Below are 22615 nucleotides of genomic sequence, written 5' to 3'. Positions count from 1 at the left end.
ACGCGGTGCAGCGTGAAACGCTGCACCGCAGAGCCGGGACCTATGGCTGTGTGTGCCCGCGTGGATCCCGGCTCTGCAGCGCACCGTAGGAGTCGCGCGAAGCGCGATCCCGAACGCGCTGCGCTTGCGTCCGGGGAACGCAAGTTGAGAGATCGAGGAACCGCGGAGGGCGAATTCCAGACACTAGCTTTCACGCTCACGCATGACGGCGGTCGACGCAATAGGGATCCTCCCGGTTTGCGGGAATGTCCATCCGGCGAGGCGGCCATTGTCTGATGCCGTATGGCGCCGCAGTTTTACGGGAAAGCATCACGGCCTCTGGACAAGGAGGGCTTCATGCCATCGGACAGACGCATGTTTTTGAGCGCAGGCCTCGGCGTCACCGCCGCGCTTGCTTCGCGCGCCAGTGGGCTGACGACATCGGCGCAAGCGGTCTCACTCGAGAGCCCGCCTCTTCCTGGCAATGTCAGTCTGGATGCGGACGCCCGTGCCGCAACCGCCCATGATTTCGGCCGCCTCATTCACAGGCAACCGCACGGGGTACAGAGGCCCACATCGGGTGCCGACATCGCGAGCCTGATGCGTTGGGCCAAGGGCCAGGGCGTCAAGGTGGCGGCGCGCGGGCAGGGCCATTCGATCTACGGCCGCGCCCTGGTCGAGAACGGCATCGTGGTCGATATGGGCGCGATGAACTCGATCCGCGATATCAAGGTCGATCGCGTCGTGGTCGATGCCGGAGCGACGTGGAGAGATCTGTTTGAGGCGACATTGGCGCACGGCCTTACGCCGCCGGTGCTGACCAACTATCTCGGCCTCTCGATCGGCGGAACGATCGCGGTGGGCGGCATTGGAGCTGCGTCATCCCGGCATGGCATGCAAACCGACAACGTCATTGCGCTCGACGTGGTGACCGGCGACGGAAATGAGGTGAGCTGTTCTGCGACCGAAAATCCGGATCTCTTTGACGGCGTCCGCGCCGGCCTAGGCCAATGCAGCATCGTCACGCGAGCGACGCTGCGCCTGGTGCGCGCGCCTGAGCGTATCAGGCGCTTTCAGCTCTTCTACCGCGATTTGCCGTCGCTGACGGCGGACCAGCGGCGCGTGCTCACGGAAGGGCGCTTCGATCAGTTACAGGGGGCAGTCCTTCCCGATGGAAGCGGCGGTTGGCGGTATCAGCTCGACGGCGCGGTATCTTATGGGAGCGGTTCGGCTCCCGACGATACGGCCGTGCTTTCCGGATTGTCGGATGAGCGCGGCGCCGCCGTCATCGCCGACCTGACCTATCGCGAGGATGCCCTGGCGTTTGGAAAGTTCGAAAATCTGCTGCGGTCGAAAGGCCAGTGGTCCAACCCGCAGCCCTGGCTTTTGACGTTCCTGCGCGGCAGCAATGCCGAACGGGTTGCCGGCGACATCCTGGCCGGCCTGACCGGCGATGCGGTCGGTCCGTTCGGGCGGATAACCGTCTATCCCTTACTCACAAGGGCGTTTCGGACGCCGCTGCTTCGCCTGCCGGCGGAAGACATCGTCTTTGTCTTCAATCTCATTCGCATCCCGGCATCGAACGATGCGGCGGCGGCGGAGCGGATGGCCACAGAAAATCGCGCGCTGTACGATCGCATTCGAGAAGCCGGCGGCGTTCAGTATCCGGTCAGCGCCTTCGCGATGTCGCCCGGCCACTGGGAGGTTCATTTCGGATCAGGCTGGCCGCAGCTTCGCGAGGCCAAGCGGCGCCACGATCCTGAGCACCTGCTTGCGCCCGGCTATAATGTATTTTGACGCGGGGCGAGCTGCGAGGAGTGCCCCGCTAAAGCAGATCGGTCTTCAGGCTGCTCGCCAGAAAATCCACGAACCGCCGGACTCTTTCCAGCGGTGCTCGTGTCGGTGGCCAGACGAGTTGGATCGGCATTCCCTCGGTTTCAAATTCCGGCAGAACGATTGCGAGCGCGCCCTGTGAGACGAGATCGCTGATCTGCCACAGCGGCAGCCGGGCAAGCCCGGCGCCTTCGCTCGCGGCGGCGCGGATTGCGGCGGCGCTGTTCGAGCGAAAGCGGCCGTGCACTTTGACCGACTGGATCTGGCCGTCAATGCGAAACGGCCATTTGTCGACCACCTCAGTACCGGCCCGCAAGATGCAGGAACGCAGCTCGAGATCGCTGGGATGCTTCGGCCGGCCATGTTCGGCGAAATAGGATGGTGCGCCGGCGATGACGACGCGCAGCACGTGCAATCGGCGCGCGATCAGGGACTCATCGGTGGAGTCGCCGATCCGCACGGCGATGTCGAGGCCCTCTGCAACGAGGTCGACCTGCTCGTCGGAGGCGCGCAGTTCGATCTCCACGTTGGGATAGAGCCTTAGGAAACGGCTGACGATCGGCGCGACGTAGGATGACGCAAACAGAATTGGCGCACCGACTTTCAGCGGGCCCGAGATTTCGCCGCGAAGATTGGCTGCCTCGGCCCGCGCTTCGATGATCTCCGCAACCGCCGGCTTGATACGTTCATAGAACACGCGTCCCGCCTCGGTGGGTTCTGATCGCCGCGTGGTGCGCTTCACGAGCTCGACGCCAAGCGCGCGCTCCAGCGCCATCAGCGACCGGTTGAGCGATTGCAGCGGGCGCCGAAGATGCCGTGATGCCGCCGCCTGGCTGCCCTTCTCGATAACCGCCAGAAAGGCTTCGAGATCGTCCAACCGTTCCAATTCGATATGCCGCTGTTGATATGCCGCCACTCAGGAAGGTGGATCGTACACGCCGCAATTGCAAGGCCGGCAGATCCTGTAGGGTGGGCAAAGGAGCGTGAGCGACGTGCCCACCATTCATGCTGCGCTTGTGAAGATGGGCACAGCTGTCGCTTTGCCCACCCTGCAAACTTCTCCGGACTGATTTGCTTTGCACGCAAGCGCAACTTCATGCAGCGGCGCTGAAGGCGGGTGACCCAGTATCCCAGAGACGCCAGTGATTGAACCGATAGGCCGCAGCGTACTGGATACCCCGCCTTCGCGGGTATGACGAACTCGTGCAACATCCCGGGACCCATACGCCGCGGCGGTTGTTGTCCTGGCAAGATGGTTGACGGCTTTCCCTCAACAATTGGCGACGGTGGTTATGGGTCCCTGCTTTCGCAGGGACGACGGCTACACCGGCAGCGCGATCGAATACTTCACCTGGCTGAGCGCAAAGCTCGACTCGATCGAGGCGATGCCGTCGAGCCGTGTCAGCTTGTTCTTCAGGAACGCTTCATAGGAGGAGAGGTCGGCGGCGACGACGCGCAGCAGATAATCGCGGTTGCCGGTCATCAGATAACACTCCAGCACCTCGTCCCATTTCGAAATCGCTTTCGCAAACCGGTTGAGGTCCTCCTCCTTCTGCCGTGCCAGCTTGATCGAGATGAAGACGCTGACGTGCAAGCCCAACGATTTCTGATCGACGGTCGCGATGTAGCGGGTGATGACGCCGCGTTCTTCCAGCAGCTTGACCCGGCGATGGCAGGGCGACACTGAGAGGCCGACCTTGTCGGCTAGCTCCTGCATGGTCATGCGGCTGTCAGTCTGCAGTAGGCTGAGGATCCTGCGATCGATGGCGTCGAGGGTTGCCATTGGGATAAACTCGCGGTTTGAAGGCATATGGTGGTATTTTATCCCAATATTGGGCGGTATGCCGCAGGAAATTGAGAATTTTGGCTCCTGCGCGGCCGTTAAGATCGGCGCATACTGAATTCTCTCCGGGAGCATCGCCATGCCCATAGAGCCCGCACGCCTCGAGCTGTTGTCCGCGCTGGCACGCAAGGTGTTATGGCTGTCGTCGTGGACGATCCATCATGCCAACCATGTCAGGCCCAGTGCCGACGGGCTCAAGGTCGGCGGCCATCAGGCCTCATCCGCCTCACTCGCCAACATCATGTCGGCGTTGTATTTCTCGGTGCTGCGCCCGCAGGACCGTGTCGCGGTGAAACCGCACGCAAGCCCGGTGTTTCACGCCATCCAGTATCTGTTCGGGCACCAGACCCGCGACAAGCTGGAAAATTTCCGCGGCTTCAAGGGCGCGCAATCCTATCCGTCGCGCACCAAGGATACCGATGACGTCGACTTCTCCACCGGCTCGGTAGGCCTCGGCGTCGCGCAAACCCTGTTCTCCTCGCTGGTGCAGGACTACGTCACGTCGCATGGCTGGATGAAGGACCGCCCCGAGGGGCGGATGATTGCGCTCGTCGGTGACGCCGAGATGGATGAGGGCAACATCTTCGAGGCGCTGCTGGAAGGCTGGAAGCATGCGCTGCGCAATACCTGGTGGGTGGTGGACTACAACAGACAGAGCCTCGATGCCGTCGTGCGGGAAGGGCTGTGGGAGAAGTTCGAGACCATGTTCCGCAATTTCGGCTGGGACGTGGTGATCGTGAAATACGGTCGCCTGATGCAGGCGGCGTTCGCCGAACCCGGCGGCGAGGCCTTGAGGCGCTGGATCGATAATTGCCCGAACCAGATGTATGCGGCGCTGTGCTTCCAGGGCGGGGCGGCCTTCCGCAAGCATCTGCAGGACGACATCGGCGATCAGGGGCAGGTGTCGCAACTGATCGACCGGCGCAGCGACGACGAGCTGCTGGCGCTGATGTCCAACCTCGGCGGCCACGACATGGCCAGCATGATCGAGGCATTCGAGGCGATCGATCACGATCGTCCCGTCTGCTTCATCGCCTACACCATCAAGGGCGTCGGCCTGCCGATGCAGGGCCACAAGGACAACCATGCGGGCCTGATGACGGTGGCGCAGATGGAGAAGTGGCGCGCCGCGCAGAACATCCGCCCCGGCCATGAATGGGACAAGTTCGAAGGCCTGTCGCAGGCGCCGGCCGAGCTTGAAGCATTCCTGGCGGCAGCACCGTTCAATCAGGAGGGGCGCCGCCGTCTCACCGCTGATGTCATCGACGTTCCGCAACAGCTCACCTTCAAGCCGGCGGCGCAGATGTCGACGCAACAGGGCTTTGGGCTGGTGCTCAATGAACTCGCGCGCGGCGATACCGAACTGGCCGCGCGGATCGTGACCGCGTCGCCTGATGTCACCGTCTCGACCAATCTCGGCGCCTGGGTGAACCGCCGCGGGCTGTTTGCCAAGGCCGAGAACCACGACCTGTTCCGGCAGGAGAAGATCCCGTCCGCCTACACCTGGGAGTTCTCGCCGAAGGGGCAGCACCTCGAACTCGGCATCGCCGAGATGAACCTGTTCATCATGCTCTCGGCGCTGGGGCTGTCGCATCAGATCAATGGCGAGCGGCTGCTGCCCGTCGGCACGCTGTACGATCCCTTCATCGAGCGCGGCCTCGATGCACTGAATTATGCCTGTTACCAGGACGCCCGCTTCATGGTGGTGGCGACGCCGTCGGGAATCACGCTGGCGCCGGAAGGCGGGGCGCATCAGTCGATCGCGACGCCACTGATCGGCATGGCGCAGGATGGGCTGGCCTCGTTCGAACCGGCCTTCGTCGATGAACTTGCCGTGATCATGGGGTGGGGCTTTCGCCACATGCAGCGCGAAGCCGGCGAGGGCGGCTCGGTCTATTTGCGATTGTCGACCCGCACGGTCGATCAGCCGCAGCGGATCATGACGCCGGACCTGCAAAGGGACATCACCGAGGGCGCCTACTGGCTGCGCGAGCCCGGGCCGAATTGCGATATCGTGATTGCCTATACCGGGGCGGTAGCGCCGGAGGCGATCGAGGCCGTGGGCTTCATCGGCGAAAGCCACCGCGATGTCGGTTTACTGGCGGTAACCTCGGCGGACCGGCTGCATGCGGGATGGTCCGCCGCGCGGAATTTGCGGCGCGACCGCCGTGGCATCCAGCATCTCAGCCATGTCGAAAAGCTGCTGGCGCCGCTCACCCGCGACTGCGGCATTGTGACGGTGATCGACGGCCATCCGGCCGCGCTCGGCTGGCTCGGCAGCGTGCGCGGCCACCGCCTCGAGGCGCTCGGCGTCGAGCAGTTCGGCCAGACCGGCACGATTGGCGATCTCTACCGCCACTACGGCATCGACGCCAACGCCATCATCGATGCGGCGGAGGCGTTGACCGTCGGGGCGCCGGTGCGGCACCGGAAGATGGCGGTGTGAGACATCTGCTGCCGTCATTCCGGGGCGCGCGCAGCGCGAACTCGGAATCCATCGTGACACGGGTTATGCGGCCCGATGGATTCCGGGCTCGCGCCAAGAGGCGCGCCCCGGAATGACGGGCGGAGCACCTTGCCACCCCCATGCCCCTGTCCTTATATCCAGCGCCTGCCGCATCGCGGCACCCCGCATATGGCGGGTTCAACTGCCCTGGCTTTCGTGCAAGGATGTTGCAGAACGCTTCCGCTGCTCCTCCATTGCTCCGAGATTAAAGAGGTTTCCGATGGTCAATCGCATGCAATTCTACATCGATGGCGCCTGGGTCGATCCGGCCGTCAAGAAATCCACCCCCGTCGTCAATCCGGCGACCGAAGAAGCGATGTACGAAGTTGCGCTCGGCTCGAAGGCCGACCTCGACAAGGCCGTTGCCGCCGCCAAGCGCGCTTTCGTGACTTATTCGCAGACCAGCCGCGAAGAGCGCATCGCGCTGTTCGAGAAGATCATCGAGATCTACAAGACCCGCATGAAGGACATCGGCGCCGCCGTGTCCGACGAGATGGGCGCGCCGCTGCCGATGGCCGAACGCCTGCAGGCCGGCGCCGGCCTCGGCCACATCGCTTCCACGCTTGAAGTGCTGAAGAACTATCACTTCGAGGAGAACGTCGGCACCGCCGTGGTGCTGCGCGAGCCGGTCGGCGTCGTCGGCATGATCACGCCCTGGAACTGGCCGCTCAACCAGATCGCCTGCAAGGTCGCGCCCGCGCTCGCCGCCGGCTGCACCATGATCCTCAAGCCCTCGGAATTCACGCCGACGTCCGCATTGATCTTTGCCGAAATCCTGCATGAAGCGGGCGTGCCGAAGGGCGTGTTCAACCTGCTGAACGGCCTCGGTCCCGAAGTCGGCGCCGCGATGGCCGAGCATCCTGACATCGACATGATCTCATTCACCGGCTCGACCCGCGCCGGCGTCGATGTCGCCAAGCGTGCCGCGCCGACCGTGAAGCGCGTCAGCCAGGAATTGGGCGGCAAGTCGCCGAACGTCATCCTCGAAGGCGCCGACCTCACCAAGGCCGTGACCGGCGGCGTGATGCACATGTTCAACAACTCCGGCCAGTCGTGCAACGCGCCGTCGCGGATGATCGTGCCGCTGTCGAAGATGAAGGAAGTCGCTGCCATCGCCAAGGGCGTCGCCGACAAGACCAAGGCCGGCGATCCCCGCGCCGAGGGCACCACCATCGGCCCGGTCGTGTCGCGCATTCAGTGGGACAAGATTCAGGCGCTGATCAAGAAGGGCATCGACGAAGGCGCGACGCTGGTGGCCGGTGGTCCCGGTCTGCCTGAGGGTGTCAACAAGGGCTTCTACGTGCGCCCGACCATCTTCGCCGACGTCACCAACGACATGACGATTGCGCGGGAGGAAATCTTCGGGCCGGTGCTGACGATCATCGGCGCCAAGGATGAAGCCGACGCCGTGAAGATCGCCAATGACACGCCCTATGGTCTCGCCGGTTACGTCTCGGGCGATACGGTGGAAAGCGCGCGTCGCGTGGCCAAACAGATTCGCGCCGGCAACATCAACCTGCAGGGCGTGCCGAACGACCGCACTGCGCCGTTCGGCGGCTATAAGCAGTCCGGCAACGGCCGCGAATGGGGCAAGTACGGCCTCGAGGAATATCTCGAGGTGAAGGCGGTCGCCGGCTACAACGCGGCGTAAATCATCGAGGGGTCACCAAGCGCCGGAGCGAATCTCGCTCCGGCGTGTTGCGTTCTGTTCGCTGCAGAAACAAATTCAGTGTCGTCCCTGCGAACGCAGGGACCCATAACCACCGAATGCAATTGCGTTACAAGGCGTCAGCCACACTGCCTCATTGATAGATCACGCGGTATGGGTCCCTGCGTTCGCAGGGACGACAGAAATATATGCAGGATACTCAGCCGCCAGGCGCGCCCTGCGTGTTCACATAGAGCGCGTAGATCGACTGGCTCGCGGCCATGAACAGGCGGTTGCGCTTCAAGCCGCCGAAGCAGAGGTTGGCGCAGCGCTCGGGCAGGGCGATGCGGCCGATCATGACGCCATCGGGCGCGAACACCACGACGCCGTCGAGCTCGGGGTCGCCCATGCCCCAGCCACACCACAGATTTCCGTCGATGTCGCAGCGCATGCCGTCGGGTGTGCCGGGGCCGGCATCGACGAGGACGCGCTTGTTGGAGAGCTTGTCGCCGCCGGCAGCGATGTCGTAGGCGAGGATCTTGCGGTTCGGCACGCCGCGGGATTCGATGATGTAGAGGATCTTCTCGTCCGGCGAGAAACAGAGCCCGTTCGGGCCGAGCACACCCTCGGCGACGATGGTGGCTTTGCCGGTCGCGCCGTCGATCCGGTAGACATTGGCGTCGATCTCGGGTTCGGCCCTGTAGCCCTCGTAATTGCCGAGCAGGCCGAACACCGGATCGGTGAACCAGATCGAGCCGTCGGACTTCACGACGACGTCGTTCGGCGAGTTCAGCCGCTTGCCATCGAAGGAGTCCATCAGCACCGTGATCGATCCGTCATATTCGGTGCGCGTCACCCGCCGGCCACCGTGCTCGCAGGTGACCAGCCGTCCCTGACGGTCGCGGGTGTTGCCGTTCGCGAAGTTGGACGGCTTGCGGAACACGCTTACCGTGCCAGTCTCCTCCTCCCATTTGAGGATGCGCTGGTTCGGAATATCGCTGCACAGCAGATACCGCCCGTCGCCAAACCATACCGGCCCTTCGGCCCAGCGCAGGCCGGTGGTCAGTCGCTCCACCGCCGACAGCTTGAGCCAATATTTTTCAAAGCGCGGATCGAGTGCACGGATGGCCGGATCGGGGTAGTACGTCGCCGGGCGCCAGCCGGCGGAATGCGATGCTGCATCGGACATTTGCTGTTCTCGTTGTTGCGTTCCCTGACCGTTTGAGTTTGCTATCATTCCCGGCTAATGACCGCAAATCGGTCGCGAGATTAAGAGGAACGAAATGCCACGCATATTGATGACCGGCGCTGCCGGCGGGATCGGGACGAGCCTGCGCAAGCTGTTGCCGCCGATCTATCCGGATCTGCTGCTGAGCGATCTGAAGGCGCCGGTCGATCTCGGCAAGGACGAGGAATTCAAGGCGGCGGACCTTGCCGATCTGGCGCAGGTCGAGGCGATCTGTGAAGGCGTGGACGGCATCCTGCATTTCGGCGGCTATTCGGTCGAAGGTCCCTGGGACTCAATCCTGCAGTCCAACATCATCGGCGGCTATAACCTGTTCGAGGCGGCGCGGAAAAAGGGCGTGAAGCGGGTAGTATTCGCCTCGTCGAACCACGCCGTCGGCTTCTATCCGCGCCATCACCGGATCGGCACCGACGTCACCGCGCGCCCGGACAGCCGCTACGGCGTCAGCAAGGTGTTCGGCGAAGCCGTCGGCGCGCTCTATGCCGACAAGCACGGGCTTGGCGTTACCTGCCTGCGGATCGGCAATTTCGGCGAGATGCCGCTGGACCACCGCCGGCTTTCGATCTGGCTGAAGCCGGAAGACCTGGTGCAGCTCTGCCGCATCGGGCTCGAGCACCCTGACATCCATTTCGAGATCTTCTACGGCGCCTCCCATAATGAGCGCGCCTGGTGGGACAACCACCGCGCCTACGAGCTCGGCTATCGGCCGACCGGCCGCGGCGAGGATTTCCGCGAACACGCCATGGCCGAGCAGGCCAAGCTGAAGCCGGATCCGGTCGGCGATTACTACCAGGGCGGCACGTTCTGCAGCATGGAGTTCGACGGCGACAAGAACAGGATCATCGACTGGAAGTGAGATCTCTAATTCCGGGTCATGCGCCCTTGCGGCGCGGGCCTGGAAACCATACTGACGATCATATCGTGGCCCGAGCTCGCTAGGGCGCCCGGAATCTAGAGCCTCGAAGACGGGAACAAGAAGATGGCCGACGGACTTCGCAAGGGACTGACGAGTTATGGCGACGCTGGGTTCTCGCTGTTCCTGCGCAAGGCCTTCATCAAGGCCATGGGCTATTCGGATGATGCGCTGAACAGGCCGATCGTCGGCATCACCAATACGTACAGCGACTACAATCCCTGTCACGGCAACGTTCCGCAGATCATCGAAGCGGTGAAGCGCGGCGTAATGCTGAGCGGTGCGATGCCGATGGTGTTCCCGACCATCTCGATCGCCGAGAGCTTTGCCTATCCGACCTCGATGTACCTGCGCAATCTGATGGCGATGGATACCGAGGAGATGATCCGCGCCCAGCCGATGGACGCCGTGGTCGTGATCGGCGGTTGCGACAAGACGTTGCCGGCGCAGATCATGGCGGCGGTCTCCGCCGATCTGCCGACCGTCGTCATTCCGGTCGGGCCGATGGTGGTCGGACATCACAGGGGCGAGGTGCTCGGCGCCTGCACCGATTGCCGTCGGCTCTGGGCGAAGTATCGCGCCGGCGAAATCGATGACAACGAGATCGAAGCCGTCAACGGAAGGCTTGCACCTTCAGTCGGCACTTGCATGGTGATGGGCACCGCGAGCACCATGGCGTGCATCACCGAGGCGCTAGGCCTGTCGCTGCCGATGAGCGCGACGATTCCGGCGCCGCACGCCGAGCGGTTTCGCTCGGCTGAAGCCAGCGGCAAAGTCGCCGCCGCGATGGCTAAGGCGAAGGGACCAAGGCCGAGCGAATTGCTGACGCCGGCTTCGTTCCGCAACGCGCAGGTGGTGCTCCAGGCGATCGGTGGATCGACCAACGGCCTCATTCACCTCACGGCAATCGCTAACCGCACCAAACACCGTATCGATCTCGAAGCATTCGACAAGCTCGGCCGCGAGGTGCCGGTGCTGATCGACCTGAAACCGTCAGGCGAGCATTATATGGAGCATTTCCATCACGCCGGCGGCGTGCCGAAGCTGATGGCACAGCTTGGCGATCTCATCGACCTCAATGCCAAGACCATCACCGGCCAAACGCTGCGCGATGTTGTCGCCGGCGCCGAGGAGGTGCCGGGGCAGGACGCCATCCGTCCGCGCGACAATCCGATCAAGGCCGAAGGCGCAATGGCGGTGCTGCACGGCAATCTTGCGCCGCGCGGGGCGGTCATCAAACAATCGGCGGCGAGCCCCAAGCTGCTGCAACATACGGGCCGTGCCGTGGTGTTCGAATCCGTGGAAGACATGACGCTACGGGTCGACGATCCCGATCTCGACGTCAACGCCGACGACGTGCTGGTGCTGCGCAATGCCGGCCCCAAGGGCGCGCCCGGCATGCCGGAGGCTGGCTACCTGCCGATTCCCAAGAAACTCGCGCGCGGCGGAACCAAGGACATGGTGCGGATATCCGACGCACGCATGAGCGGAACCGCGTTCGGCACCATCGTGCTGCACATCACGCCGGAATCCGCCGTGGGCGGGCCGCTGGCGCTGGTGAAGAACGGGGACATGATCCGCCTCGATGTCGCGAAGCGCAGCATCGATCTCTTGATCGACGCGGCCGAACTGGAGAAACGTCGCGCGGCGCTGTCGCCCGCCGTCGCGCCCGATTGGGCCAGGCGCGGCTACGCGCACCTGTTCAACGAGACCATTCTGCAGGCCGACGAGGGCTGCGACTTCGATTTCATGCGCGAGCAGGGCAAGGATTAGCACGCTTCAGCGCACTATATGGTCGTCCCTGCGCACGCAGGGACCTATACCGCGTTGTGCTCTCCGTTGAAGTGAGATGACAGTCGCGTCTTCAAACAACTCGAGACGGTGGTTATGGGTCCCTGCGTTCGCAGGGACGACTTCCAGAGCGGGACGACAGCCGCATGCGAGGCACCAGCTCTGCCAACAGTCACTTCGACTTGCTGGTGAACTTCTTCACGGCGACGCGGAAGTCGTCGGTCTGCATGGCGTCGATGATCTTCGCTTCCTCAGCATCGAGCTGCTGTTTGGTCGGCGTAACGGCGGCCTGATAGACCAGCGACTTGGTGCCTGCGATCGCCGCTGGCGGGTTCTGCGCCAGCCGCTCGGCGAATTTGCGCGTTTCCGCTTTCAGCTCCGCGGCCGGAACGACGCGGGCGACCAGGCCCCATTCATAAGCCTGCTGCGCGGTAAAGCTGTCCTCGGCCAAAAATATCTGAAGCGCGCGACGGGTGCCGACGGTCCCGACCATGCCGACCGTACTGCCGCCATCCGGCGAAACCCCGATCTTGGCATAGGCCGGCGTAAAGCGGGCGTCATCGGCGGCAATGCAGAGGTCGGTGACGAAGGCCAGCCCCATGCCGGCGCCGGCGGCGGAGCCGTGGACGCTGGAGAGAACGATCTTCGGCATCCGTCGCACCGTCTCGATAAAGGCGTGGTAGTGCTTCAGCAATTCTCCCACCACGGGCGCAACGGTGTCGTTGGCGGCGGCTGCACCGATGGTCTGCAAGTCGCCGCCGGCGGAGAAAGCGCGGCCTTCGCCCTCGATCACCAGCACCCGTATGTCGTCGTTGCGTTCGACCTCGGCGCCGAGTTGCTCGAGCTTTTGCGCGATCGAGAGATTGATCGAATTGAAGGCCGCTGGCCGGTTGAGCGTGATCGTGGCAATCGCGCCATCGATCCTGAGCAGGGCAGGGGCGCTGGCGGCGGTATCATTGGAGGTCGGCATGGCTGGGCCTCGGCTCGGAACGGGGGCAGCATTTAAATAGAGAGGATAACAGGTGACAATCCCCCGGCAAGGTCCGCAAAATACCGCACAATCATTCCCCCTGGGCCACGGCGCTCTTGCGTCTCATCGCGCCATGAGGTCAGATAGCGTCTGTCATCGTTCAGGACGGACACGAGCGCCGCTTCCAAGGGACGAGACAGGCAAGCCAACATCAGTGGAGAGGAAACGACATGGGTCATTCCCGTGTGCTCGAACGTAGGATGTCTCCATGATGGTAGGACCGGTTGTCATCATTGGCGCGGGCCATGCAGGCTTCCAGCTCGCGATGTCGCTGCGCCAGCACGGCTTTTCCGAACGCATCGCGCTGTTGAACGATGAAGGCCATTTGCCGTACCAGCGGCCGCCGCTATCCAAGGCCTACCTGAAGGGGACCGGCGGGCCCGATAGCCTGATGTTCCGCCCGGAAAAATTCTATTTCGACCAGAAGATCGATCTGATCGCAGGTCGCGCGGTATCGATCGACCGCGCCGGGCGCAAGGTGTTGCTCGCCTCCGGCGCTTTCCTCGATTACGGCCATCTGGTGCTGGCGACCGGCGCACGCAATCGCCTGCTCGATATTCCCAACGCCAATCTCGACAGCGTGCGCTACTTGCGGACGCTCGACGAAAGCCAGGCTCTGCGGGACTACATCGCTCCGGGTCAGCGCGTCATCGTGATCGGCGCCGGATTCATTGGCCTGGAATTCGCTGCGACCGCCCGGGCCAAGGGCGCCGAAGTCGACGTCATCGAGCTCGCGCCGCGGGTGATGGCGCGCGCGGTGACCGCGGAAATCTCGGAATATTTTCAATCTCGGCACGCCGCGGCCGGTATCCGGATTCATCTCGGCGTACAGGTCACGAGCATCGAAAGCGATGGCGGCAAGGTCACTGGTGTGAGCCTCAGCGACGGGCGGCATATCAAAGCCGATCTGATCGTAGTCGGCGTCGGCGTCCTGCCCAACGTCGAACTGGCGGCGGAGGCTGGCTTGCCGGTCGCGGCCGGAATCGTTGTCGACGAGCATCTCCTGACGGCCGATCCGAATATTTCGGCGGTGGGCGATTGCGCGCTATATGAGAGCCCACGGTTCGGCGGCTCGTTGCGGCTGGAATCGGTGCAGAACGCCACCGACCACGCGCGCTGCGTCGCGGCCCGGCTGACCGGCGATGCCAAGCCGTACGACGGCTTGCCCTGGTTCTGGAGCGATCAGGGCCCCGACAAGCTGCAGATGGTGGGACTGACCACCGGTTATGACCGCGTGGTGGTCCGTGGCGATCGCGCGCAGGGGGCGTTCTCCGCGTTCTGCTACAAATCCGGACAGCTCGTCGGCATCGAGTCCGTCAACCGCGCGGGCGACCACATGTTCGGACGGCGCCTGCTTGCCGCCAACGGCTCGATCACGCCCGAGCAGGCGGCCGACACCGGCTTCGATCTGAAGAGCGCGCTCGGTTGATATTTCGTAGGGTGGGCAAAGCGAAGCGTGCCCACCGTTGTTGCGGAGCGCCTGATGGTGGGCACGCTGTCGCTTTGCCCACCCTACGAAGCTACGAACGCAAAACCGCCGCCACCTCCGCCGCCGTCGGCATCGACGGCGCAGCGCCCATTCGCTGCACGCAGATCGACGCGGCGGCATTGGCGTATTCGAGCGCCTCGTGGATTGCCTTGCCGTTGGCAAGCTGCGCGGCGAGGGCGCCGACGAAGCAATCGCCGGCGCCGGTGGTGTCCACGGCCTTTACGGTCCGTCCCGCGATCAGCGAGGGTTCGCCGCCGACAAGCGCGAGCACGCCGCGCTTGCCGAGTGTAACGCAGATGATTTTCTCGGAGCCCGTTGGCAGGCGCCGCGCCGCTTCGGTGAAACGGACCGGGGCATCAGTGTCGCGAAGCTCGGTCTGCGCGAGAAGCCCCAGTTCGGTTTCGTTGAGAACAAGGATATCGACGAGATCGAGCAATTCAGGGCCGCAGGCGATCGCCGGCGCGGGATTGAGGATCGTGGTGGCCCCGGCCGCACGCGCCCGTTTGAAGAAGGCGCTAATCGTGGGCTGCGGAATTTCGAACTGGCTCACCGCAACGTCGCCCTTGGCTAGGACGGGCGCGGCGACATCCTCAGTACTGACCAGCGCATTGGCGCCGGGCACGACGACGATCGTATTGTCGGCATCGGCAATGGTGATTACGGCCGTCCCGGTATGGATATCCGCGGTGTCCTTGACCAAGGCGAGGTCGACGCCTTGCGCGGCGAGAAATTGTCGCAATTGCTGGCCGAACGCATCCATCCCCAGCCGGCCGATCAGCGTTGACGGTGCACCGAGTTTTGCGGCGGCCACGGCCTGGTTGGCGCCCTTGCCGCCTGGAAAATAGTGCACCTCCTTGCCGGCGACCGTCTCGCCGACCTTCGGATGCCGGTCGGCCGTCGCCACCACATCCATGTTGATGCTGCCGGCAACGAACACGCGCCCCATACGTAATACCCCCGTTCGCGCCCTCAGGCGTGTACCTGAAATTCCCGCTTGATCGCCTCGATATCCGTCACCGTCGGCAAGCCGGCCTCGTTGCCGAGGCGCTGGACCTTGAAGGTCGAGGCAGCGCGCGCAAACTCGAAATGCTCCTGCCAGCTTTTAGCGGGATTGGCGAGATAGGAATAGACATAGGCGCCGTGGAAGACGTCACCTGCGCCGTTGGTATCGATGACCCGCTCGGGCGGAACCGGAAGCGCGGGAAGACGGCGGACGGCGCCCGTCTCGTCATACCAGAGCAGGCCCTTCTCTCCCATGGTGACGCCGCCGATCCGGCAACCGCGGCTCTTCAGGTAATCCAGCATGGCCTCCGGCGTCTTGTCCATCTGCTCGCACAGCCGTTCGGCGACGATGGCAACGTCGATGAATTCCAGGAGCTCATGGGTGTTGGTACGCAGGCCGCCGCCGTCGAGTGAGGTCAGGATGCCGTCCTCGCGGCAGAGTTTTGCGTAATGGATTGCTGCGTCCGGCTGATGGCCGTCGACATGCAGCGCGCGGCAGCCCTTCAGGTTCAGCATCGGGAAAGGATGAATGTGTTCGTCGTCGCGGCAGCGCACGATGGCGCGTTTGCCGTCTTTCGGCATGATGAACGACAGCGAGGAGGAGTTGACCTTGCGCGGATGGATCGAGATTCCGTATTTCGCGGTCATGTCCTGAAACATGCGGCCGAGCCAGTCGTTGGCCATGGTCGCGATCAGGTCCGGCACGATGCCGAGCTTGGCGCAGCAGAATGCCGCCGTTACCGCGTTGCCGCCAAACGACACCGCGTAGGCGGAGGCCACGTGTTTTTCGTCGCCGGTCGGCATGTGGTCGGTGATGAAGGTAACGTCGATATAGGTCTGTCCGATGAAGAGAGCCTGCATGCGTTTTCCGTCGTGTCCTGCAGAGTGTTGGGCGAAGATGGTCCCGGCGCGGCGCACACACATTAGCACTGGTTATCGGATGCATTCGCTGAAATTATTCGCAACCGTGCCGTCTTTGCTGCCTGAGATGGGAGTATAGAGGAGACTGCGACCGTCCTTAAGGGGGGCTTGGGCATACCGTCGTATAACGGCTGACGGCTGCCCGGGTTTCCCGCCGGCGCGACAAAAGTGGAGGAAATGATGACGGTTTATTCCGGTCCCGTGTTCGACATGGCAGTTAATCAGTTTGGCGTCATCGCCAACCATCTGGAAATTCCGATGGACGAGCGCGATCGCATCCTGATGCCGAAGCGGGCGGTTACTGTCTCTTGCCCGATCCACCGCGACGACGGCACAGTTGCGGTGTTCGAAGGCTATCGTGTCCAGCACCACCTTACGCTCGGTCCGACCAAGGGCGGCACGCGGTTTGCTCCCTCTGTCGACATCGGCGAGGTCGCGGCGCTGGCGATCTGGATGAGCTGGAAATGTGCCCTTGTCGGTTTGCCCTATGGCGGTGCCAAGGGCGGCGTCAATGTCGATCTCTCCACCATTTCCAAGCGCGAATTGGAAGGGCTGTCGCGCCGCTACATGCAGGAGATGATCCCGTTCGTCGGTCCGCATACCGATGTGATGGCGCCGGACATGGGCACCAACGAACAGGTGATGGCGTGGTTCATGGACACCTATTCGATGTATCAGGGCCAAACCGTGACCGAGATCGTGACCGGCAAGCCGGTATCGTCAGGCGGTACGCTCGGCCGTCGCGAAGCAACCGGGCGCGGCGTCGCCTATCTCGCCAAGCGGGTGCTCAAGGAGCTATCGATCAATCCGGGCAGCGCGACCGCCGTGATCCAGGGCTTTGGCAATGTCGGCTCCTATGCCGCGCTGGAACTACAACAATATGGCCTGAAGATCATCGCGGTCAGCGATCACACAGGCGCGCTGCATGATCCGAAGGGGCTGGATATTCCAGCATTGATGCGACATGCGGGCGCGCACGGAAGTATCGCCGGATTCTCCAATGAGTTGACTTTCGATCCCGAGCAGATCCTCACGCTGCCCTGCGACGTGCTGGTGCCGGCGGCGATGGAGCGCGTGATCGATGCCAAGGTCGCTGAAAACCTGAAGTGCCGCGTGCTGGCCGAAGGTGCCAACGGTCCGACCACGCCGGAAGCCGATCTGGTGCTGGAGAAGCGGCAGGTCGAGGTGTTCCTGATCCCCGACATTCTCTGCAATTCCGGCGGCGTCGTAGTCAGCTACTTCGAATGGGTGCAGGACCTGCAGCAATTGTTCTGGGAGGAAGAGGAGGTGACGCGGCGCGAATATGCGATCCTCGATCGCGCTTTCGATGCCATGGTGCAGCGCGCGAAAGCCGATAAGATCCCGCACCGCACGGCGGCGATGGCGATCGGCGTCGAGAAGGTGCGCGCGGCCAAGAACGTGCGAGGACTCTTTCCGTGATCACCGGCCTCGATCACGTCGTCGTTCTCACCGGCGACATCAATGCCGCCTCCGCCGCTTACCAGACCTTGTTTGCGCGCGCGCCGGCCTGGCAGAACAGCGGCGAGGGCGCCGACCGCGTCCTATTCACGCTCGACAACACCTCGCTGGAATTGATCGCGCCGAGCGGCGACGGCGCGAACGCCGACCGGATTCGCGCGGTGCTTGCGGCCCAGGGCGAGGGACTGGCGAGCATCTGCTTCCGGACCGGCGATATCGCCAGGATGCATCGCAGGCTCGATCGGCTCACGCTGAAGCCCGACACCATTGCCGAGGTGGAAAGCCGCGACGTGGTCTCGGGTGCTGTGCTGGCATGGAAGCGGACCCGTGCGGCGACGGAGGCCACGCGCGGCGTCCGTATGTTCTTCCTCGAGCGCGACAAGGAGCGGCCGCTTTCGGTGCGAACGACGACCGGATCGATCACGGCGATGGACCATGTCGTGATCTCGACGTCAGACCCCGAGCGGGCCGCCGCTCTCTATGGCGCGCGGCTCGGCCTTGACATGGCGCTCGATCGCTCGCACCCGGATTGGGGCCGGCTGATGTTCTTCCGCTGCGGCGACCTTATTGTCGAGGTCACGCATCGACCCGGCAAGCAGGCCGACACGACGCAGGACAAATTGCACGGCCTGTGCTGGCGCGTCGCCGACATCGACGCCACCCACGCGCGGCTCGTTCAGGCCGGCGTCGACGTCTCGGAAGTCCGCACCGGCCGCAAGCCGGGCACGCGGGTCGTGACGGTGCGCAGCGGGACGTGCGGCGTTCCGACACTACTGGTGCAGCCGTCGGCGGGGCCGGCGTAAGCCCTCCCTCTCCCCTTGTGGGAGAGGGTGGATCGAATGAGCGTCAGCTCATTCGAGACGAGTGAGGGGTCTGTCTCCGCGGATAGAGACCCCTCATCCGCCTTCGCTTTCGCGAAGGCACCTTCTCCCACAAGGGGAGAAGGGGAAGAGCAGTACCGCCTCGTTCTCAAATCGCGCAACGCGTGCTACAGCAGACATCGTGTGTCTACCGGGCGACTGATTTGGCAAAGGCAAAACGCGTTCAGAAATGGCAGCGGGACCCCGAGGGCATGCGACTTCGCATTCTCGAGGCCGCCAAGCAGGAATTCGCCGCTCACGGCCTGGCCGGCGCGCGCGTCGACCGCATCGCCGCCAATGCCGGCGCCAACAAGCGCATGCTGTACTACCACGTCGGCAACAAGGAAGACCTCTACCTCGCGGTGCTCGAGGGCGCCTATGAGAAGATCCGTTCCGAGGAGCGTGGCCTCGATCTCGAGCATCTAGATCCCCCGGAGGCGATCGAACGGCTGATCGACTTCACCTGGAACTATTTCCTCCGCAACCCCGAATTCCTGGCGCTGCTCAACACCGAAAACCTTGCAAAAGCCCGGCACCTGAAGCGCTCGACCAAGGTCAAATCGATGCATTCGCCGTTCGTCGAGATGATTCGCACGGTGGTGACGCGCGGCGTCGAAAGCGGCGACTTCCGCGTCGCCGTCGATCCGGTCCAGCTCTACATTTCAATCGCGGCGCTGTGCTTTTTCTATCTCTCCAACAGCGCGACACTTTCCGTGATCTTCGGCCGCGACCTCCTGAAGAAGGAGGCGAGGGACGAGCGGCTTGCGCATATGGTGGCGCTGGTGCTGGCGGCGCTGACGGGGAAATCAACAGCGGATTTCGGCAAGGCCGTGGGGCAAGGCACGCGGTCGCCTGAGCGTCAGCCGGTCTAACCGTCGTTCCTGCGAACGCAGGAACCCATAACACCGATCTTGATTGTTGTCGTACCGGACGGCGGCCCCAGCCTTCGCTAAACAGGCGCCTGTGGTTATGGGCCCCTGCTTTCCACAGCGGGGGATTCCGGGGGGCATAACGCCGCGGGCGCTTTCGCAGGAACGACAAAATATCGCACGAAAACCCGCTTGCCAGTATTTATCCAACGGGTTAATTTCGTTCCAAGAGACGATCACCAGGGAGCGGGACGTGGCCGAGCTGAAGCGCGAGAGTGGCGTGTCGAAAGCGCTGAACGCGGCGTGGGTGCGGCCGTTTCTGTTCCTGCTGTTCATCGTGGTGGCCTGGGACCTCACCATTCGCCTGTTCCAGATTCCGGCCTACCAGATCCCGGCGCCCGGCGATGTCGTGGCGGTGCTGCGGACGGAGTGGCCGGAACTGCTCCGGCAGGCATGGCCTACCACCTACGCCACCATCTGCGGCTTCCTGCTGTCCGCGCTGTTCGGCATCCCCGTCGCGATGCTCATCGCGGGATCCAAGACGGTGGAAAGCTATGTCTATCCGCTGCTGGTGTTCTCGCAATCCGTGCCGAAGATCGCGATCGCGCCGCTGTTCGTGGTGTGGTTCGGTTTTGGCATCATCCCGAAGGTGATTTCGGCGTTCCTGCTCGGATTTTTCCCTGTCGTGGTGTCCGCGGTGCAGGGTTTCAAGTCGGTCGACCCTGATATGGTCGACCTTGCCCGTGCGATGCAGGGCAGCCGCTTCCAGGTGTTTCGCGCCGTCAACCTGCCGCATGCGATGCCCGCGATCTTCTCCGGCCTGAAAGTGTCGGTGACGCTCGCCGTCGTCGGCGCCGTGGTCGGCGAATTCGTCGGCTCCAATTCCGGCATCGGCTATGTGATGCAGCGCTCGATCGGAACGTTCGACCTGCCGACGATGTTCGCCGCGCTGGTGATTCTCGCGCTGCTCGGCGTCGTTCTGTTCTGGGTCGTCGATCGCATCGAACGCCTCGTGATTCCCTGGCATGTCAGCCAGCGCGAGGACATCATTTTTGCTTCGTAAACGAGAGAAGGTAATGGCCGTCATTGCGAGCGCAGCGAAGCAATCCATCGCGCCGCAAGTAGAGAAATGGATTGCTTCGCTTCGCTCGCAATGACGAAGCAAAAGGGAGGAAGACAATGATACGAACGATAGCGGCAATTTCCGTCGCCCTGATCTGGACCGCGCTTTCGGTGTTTCCGGCATCGGCCGCCGACAAGGTCGTGCTGATGCTGAACTGGTACGTCTACGGCGAGCACGCGCCGTTCTATTATGGCAAGGCCAAGGGCATCTATGCCGCCGAGGGCATCGACCTCGAGATCCAGGAAGGCCGCGGGTCGGCGGCGACCACGCAGGCCGTTGCGGCCAAGACCGCCAATTTCGGCTATGTCGACGTGCCCACCATGATGCGCGCGGCGGTGAAGGGCGCGCCGATCGTCGCCACCGGCGTGCTGCTGCAAACCAGCCCGATGTCGGCGATGGGCTTTGTCGAAAAGAACATCAAGAAGCCCGAGGACATCAAGGGCAAGACGGTGGCGATCACGCCGGCCGATTCCATGACGCAGATCTGGCCGCTGTTCTTGAAGAAGACCGGCCTGAAGGAAAGCGACTTCCAGACGGTGGCGGGCGACGGCCAGACCAAGCTGAACGCCGTCATCAACGGCCAGGCCGATCTGTTGCTCGGCTACGTCATGGACCAGTCGATGAAGATCAAAGACGCGACCGGCAAGGACGTCAACGCGATCAAGTTCGCCGACTACGGCATCAACATGGTCTGCTCGGGCGTCGTCGCCAACACCGACTTCGTCAAGGCCAATGCCGACCTCGTCAAGCGCTTCATGTCGGCGACGACGAAAGCGGTCGAAGCCGCCGAGAAGGATCCGAAGGGTGCGGCGCAGTCGATCCTCGATGCCAACCCGAAGGGCGGCAAGATCGAGACGCTGACGAAGGGTTTTGAGCTGACGATCCCGCTCTACCGGACGGCTGAAACCAAGAACAAGCGGCCGTTCCAGGTGACCGACCAGAATATGACCGACACGGTCAATCTGATGGTCGAATATGGCGGATTGGATGCCAAGGCCAAGGACAATCCGAAGGCGTTTTATACCAACGACTACCTGCCGCAGGGCGGTTCGTGATCTGCTTTTGACAATTCTATCGTCGTCCCCGCGCACGCGGGGACCCATAACCACCGGCCTTTGTTGTTACAGCGGGTCCCTGCCAGGGTGCCCGAACTAAAGGACACGGGGTATGGGTCCCTGCTTTCGCAGGGACGACGAGCGGAGAGACTTTTCCGAATGGACTCATCTGAATGAACCCTGCGACCAAACCGACCGAGATCGACCAACCAACTGCACATCTGCGTCTGGTGTCAGATCGCGCAGGTAGCGCTGCGCCGGGCATCACGCTATCCGGCGTCTCAAAAACCTATCGCTCGCGCGACGGCGACGTGCCGTCGCTGCGGCCGCTGGATTTCCACATCAATGAGGGCGAGTTCTTTGTCGTGGTCGGCCCGTCCGGCTGCGGCAAGTCCACGCTTTTGAAGATGATCTCCGGGCTGCTCGCGCCGTCGACCGGCGAAATCCTGGTCGAGGGTGAGCCGGTGACGAAGCCGCACGGCAATGTCGGCATCGTGTTCCAGAACGCGCTGCTGCTGCCATGGCGCAACATCCTGTCCAACGTGATGTTGCCGATCGACATGAAGAAACTGCCGCGCAACGAGTACCTGCCGCGGGCGAAAGCGCTGTTGAAGCTGGTCGGCCTGGAAGGTTTCGAGAAGAAATTGCCTTGGCAGCTTTCGGGCGGCATGCAGCAACGCGCCTCGATCTGCCGGGCGCTGGTGCACGATCCCAAGATCATGCTGATGGACGAGCCGTTCGGCGCGCTCGACGCCATGACGCGCGAAAAGATGAACGTTGAGCTGATGCGCATTCAACGCGAGACCGGCAAGACTGTTCTCCTGATCACGCATTCCATACCGGAAGCCGTGTTTCTCGCCGACCGCGTGCTGGTCATGACCGAGCGTCCCGGCGCGATCGCCGCCATCTACGACGTGCCGCTGCCGCGCCCGCGCTCGCTGGATGCGATGGCCGATCCCGCTTTCACCGAATTGGTGCAGCGGATTCGCAAGCATTTCTTCACCCAAAGCGCGCTGGACTGAAAGCTG

At 63.2% G+C, this 22615-nt stretch carries 18 protein-coding genes; 12 read left to right on the top strand and 6 right to left on the bottom strand.

Going from position 1 to position 22615, the window contains the following annotated elements:
- Window positions 1-336: 336 nt before the first annotated feature.
- Window positions 337-1776, top strand: coding sequence for an FAD-binding protein (locus GWE18_RS18715; protein WP_275187175.1), 1440 nt, complete (start codon window positions 337-339; stop codon window positions 1774-1776).
- Window positions 1777-1804: 28 nt separating this feature from the next.
- Here the strand turns inward: GWE18_RS18715 and GWE18_RS18710 are convergent, their stop codons facing one another.
- Window positions 1805-2698, bottom strand: a complete 894-nt coding sequence (locus tag GWE18_RS18710; protein ID WP_275187174.1) for a LysR family transcriptional regulator — start codon at window positions 2696-2698, stop codon at window positions 1805-1807.
- 435 nt (window positions 2699-3133) lie between these two features.
- Window positions 3134-3595, bottom strand: coding sequence for an Lrp/AsnC family transcriptional regulator (locus tag GWE18_RS18705; RefSeq protein ID WP_275187173.1), 462 nt, complete (start codon window positions 3593-3595; stop codon window positions 3134-3136).
- A 139-nt stretch (window positions 3596-3734) separates the two neighbouring features.
- Here GWE18_RS18705 and GWE18_RS18700 point away from each other — a divergent pair, with 139 nt between their 5' ends.
- Both GWE18_RS18700 and GWE18_RS18695 read left to right on the top strand, forming a co-directional pair.
- Window positions 3735-6101, top strand: a complete 2367-nt coding sequence (locus tag GWE18_RS18700; protein ID WP_275187172.1) for a transketolase — start codon at window positions 3735-3737, stop codon at window positions 6099-6101.
- Between the two features lie 280 nt (window positions 6102-6381).
- Window positions 6382-7812: an aldehyde dehydrogenase family protein gene (locus GWE18_RS18695; RefSeq protein WP_275187171.1), complete on the top strand. Its 1431-nt coding sequence runs from the start codon at window positions 6382-6384 to the stop codon at window positions 7810-7812.
- A 217-nt stretch (window positions 7813-8029) separates the two neighbouring features.
- Here GWE18_RS18695 and GWE18_RS18690 read toward each other — a convergent pair whose 3' ends face one another.
- Entirely contained in the window at window positions 8030-8998 is a 969-nt protein-coding gene (locus GWE18_RS18690) for an SMP-30/gluconolactonase/LRE family protein (RefSeq protein WP_275187170.1), read from the bottom strand.
- 94 nt (window positions 8999-9092) lie between these two features.
- Here GWE18_RS18690 and GWE18_RS18685 point away from each other — a divergent pair, with 94 nt between their 5' ends.
- Both GWE18_RS18685 and GWE18_RS18680 read left to right on the top strand, forming a co-directional pair.
- Window positions 9093-9911, top strand: coding sequence for an NAD(P)-dependent oxidoreductase (locus GWE18_RS18685; RefSeq protein WP_275187169.1), 819 nt, complete (start codon window positions 9093-9095; stop codon window positions 9909-9911).
- A gap of 123 nt (window positions 9912-10034) precedes the next feature.
- The gene (locus tag GWE18_RS18680) at window positions 10035-11741 is read left to right on the top strand and encodes an IlvD/Edd family dehydratase (protein ID WP_275187168.1); all 1707 of its coding nucleotides are present in this window, start codon (window positions 10035-10037) and stop codon (window positions 11739-11741) included.
- Between the two features lie 190 nt (window positions 11742-11931).
- On the opposite strand, the gene GWE18_RS18675 is transcribed toward GWE18_RS18680, so the two are convergent.
- Window positions 11932-12729: an enoyl-CoA hydratase/isomerase family protein gene (locus GWE18_RS18675; RefSeq protein ID WP_275187167.1), complete on the bottom strand. Its 798-nt coding sequence runs from the start codon at window positions 12727-12729 to the stop codon at window positions 11932-11934.
- Between the two features lie 268 nt (window positions 12730-12997).
- Between GWE18_RS18675 and GWE18_RS18670 the strand changes: the two genes are divergently transcribed.
- A complete protein-coding gene (locus GWE18_RS18670) occupies window positions 12998-14218 on the top strand; it encodes an FAD-dependent oxidoreductase (RefSeq protein WP_275187166.1) in 1221 nt (406 codons plus the stop codon).
- Window positions 14219-14309: 91 nt separating this feature from the next.
- On the opposite strand, the gene rbsK is transcribed toward GWE18_RS18670, so the two are convergent.
- Both rbsK and GWE18_RS18660 read right to left on the bottom strand, forming a co-directional pair.
- Window positions 14310-15224 (bottom strand): ribokinase, encoded by a 915-nt coding sequence (gene rbsK / locus GWE18_RS18665; protein WP_275187165.1) that lies wholly within the window; start codon window positions 15222-15224, stop codon window positions 14310-14312.
- Between the two features lie 23 nt (window positions 15225-15247).
- Window positions 15248-16141, bottom strand: coding sequence for a sugar kinase (locus GWE18_RS18660; protein ID WP_275187164.1), 894 nt, complete (start codon window positions 16139-16141; stop codon window positions 15248-15250).
- A 240-nt stretch (window positions 16142-16381) separates the two neighbouring features.
- Between GWE18_RS18660 and GWE18_RS18655 the strand changes: the two genes are divergently transcribed.
- The 6 genes from GWE18_RS18655 to GWE18_RS18630 all read left to right on the top strand — a co-directional run bounded on the left by GWE18_RS18655 (window position 16382) and on the right by GWE18_RS18630 (window position 22609).
- The gene (locus GWE18_RS18655) at window positions 16382-17641 is read left to right on the top strand and encodes a Glu/Leu/Phe/Val dehydrogenase (protein ID WP_275187163.1); all 1260 of its coding nucleotides are present in this window, start codon (window positions 16382-16384) and stop codon (window positions 17639-17641) included.
- Window positions 17638-18483, top strand: coding sequence for a VOC family protein (locus tag GWE18_RS18650; RefSeq protein WP_275187162.1), 846 nt, complete (start codon window positions 17638-17640; stop codon window positions 18481-18483). Before GWE18_RS18655 ends, GWE18_RS18650 begins: the two co-directional genes overlap by 4 nt.
- A 269-nt stretch (window positions 18484-18752) precedes the next feature.
- Window positions 18753-19412, top strand: coding sequence for a TetR/AcrR family transcriptional regulator (locus tag GWE18_RS18645; RefSeq protein ID WP_275187161.1), 660 nt, complete (start codon window positions 18753-18755; stop codon window positions 19410-19412).
- 250 nt (window positions 19413-19662) lie between these two features.
- The gene (locus tag GWE18_RS18640; protein WP_275187160.1) at window positions 19663-20472 is read left to right on the top strand and encodes an ABC transporter permease; all 810 of its coding nucleotides are present in this window, start codon (window positions 19663-19665) and stop codon (window positions 20470-20472) included.
- A gap of 116 nt (window positions 20473-20588) precedes the next feature.
- Window positions 20589-21587, top strand: a complete 999-nt coding sequence (locus tag GWE18_RS18635; protein ID WP_275187159.1) for an ABC transporter substrate-binding protein — start codon at window positions 20589-20591, stop codon at window positions 21585-21587.
- A 173-nt stretch (window positions 21588-21760) separates the two neighbouring features.
- Entirely contained in the window at window positions 21761-22609 is an 849-nt protein-coding gene (locus GWE18_RS18630; protein WP_275187158.1) for an ABC transporter ATP-binding protein, read from the top strand.
- Window positions 22610-22615 lie beyond the last annotated feature (6 nt).

It is taken from the genome of Bradyrhizobium sp. CSA112 (assembly GCF_029051645.1).
Taxonomy (GTDB): domain Bacteria; phylum Pseudomonadota; class Alphaproteobacteria; order Rhizobiales; family Xanthobacteraceae; genus Bradyrhizobium.
This window is presented reverse-complemented; position numbering and strand designations above follow the sequence as displayed.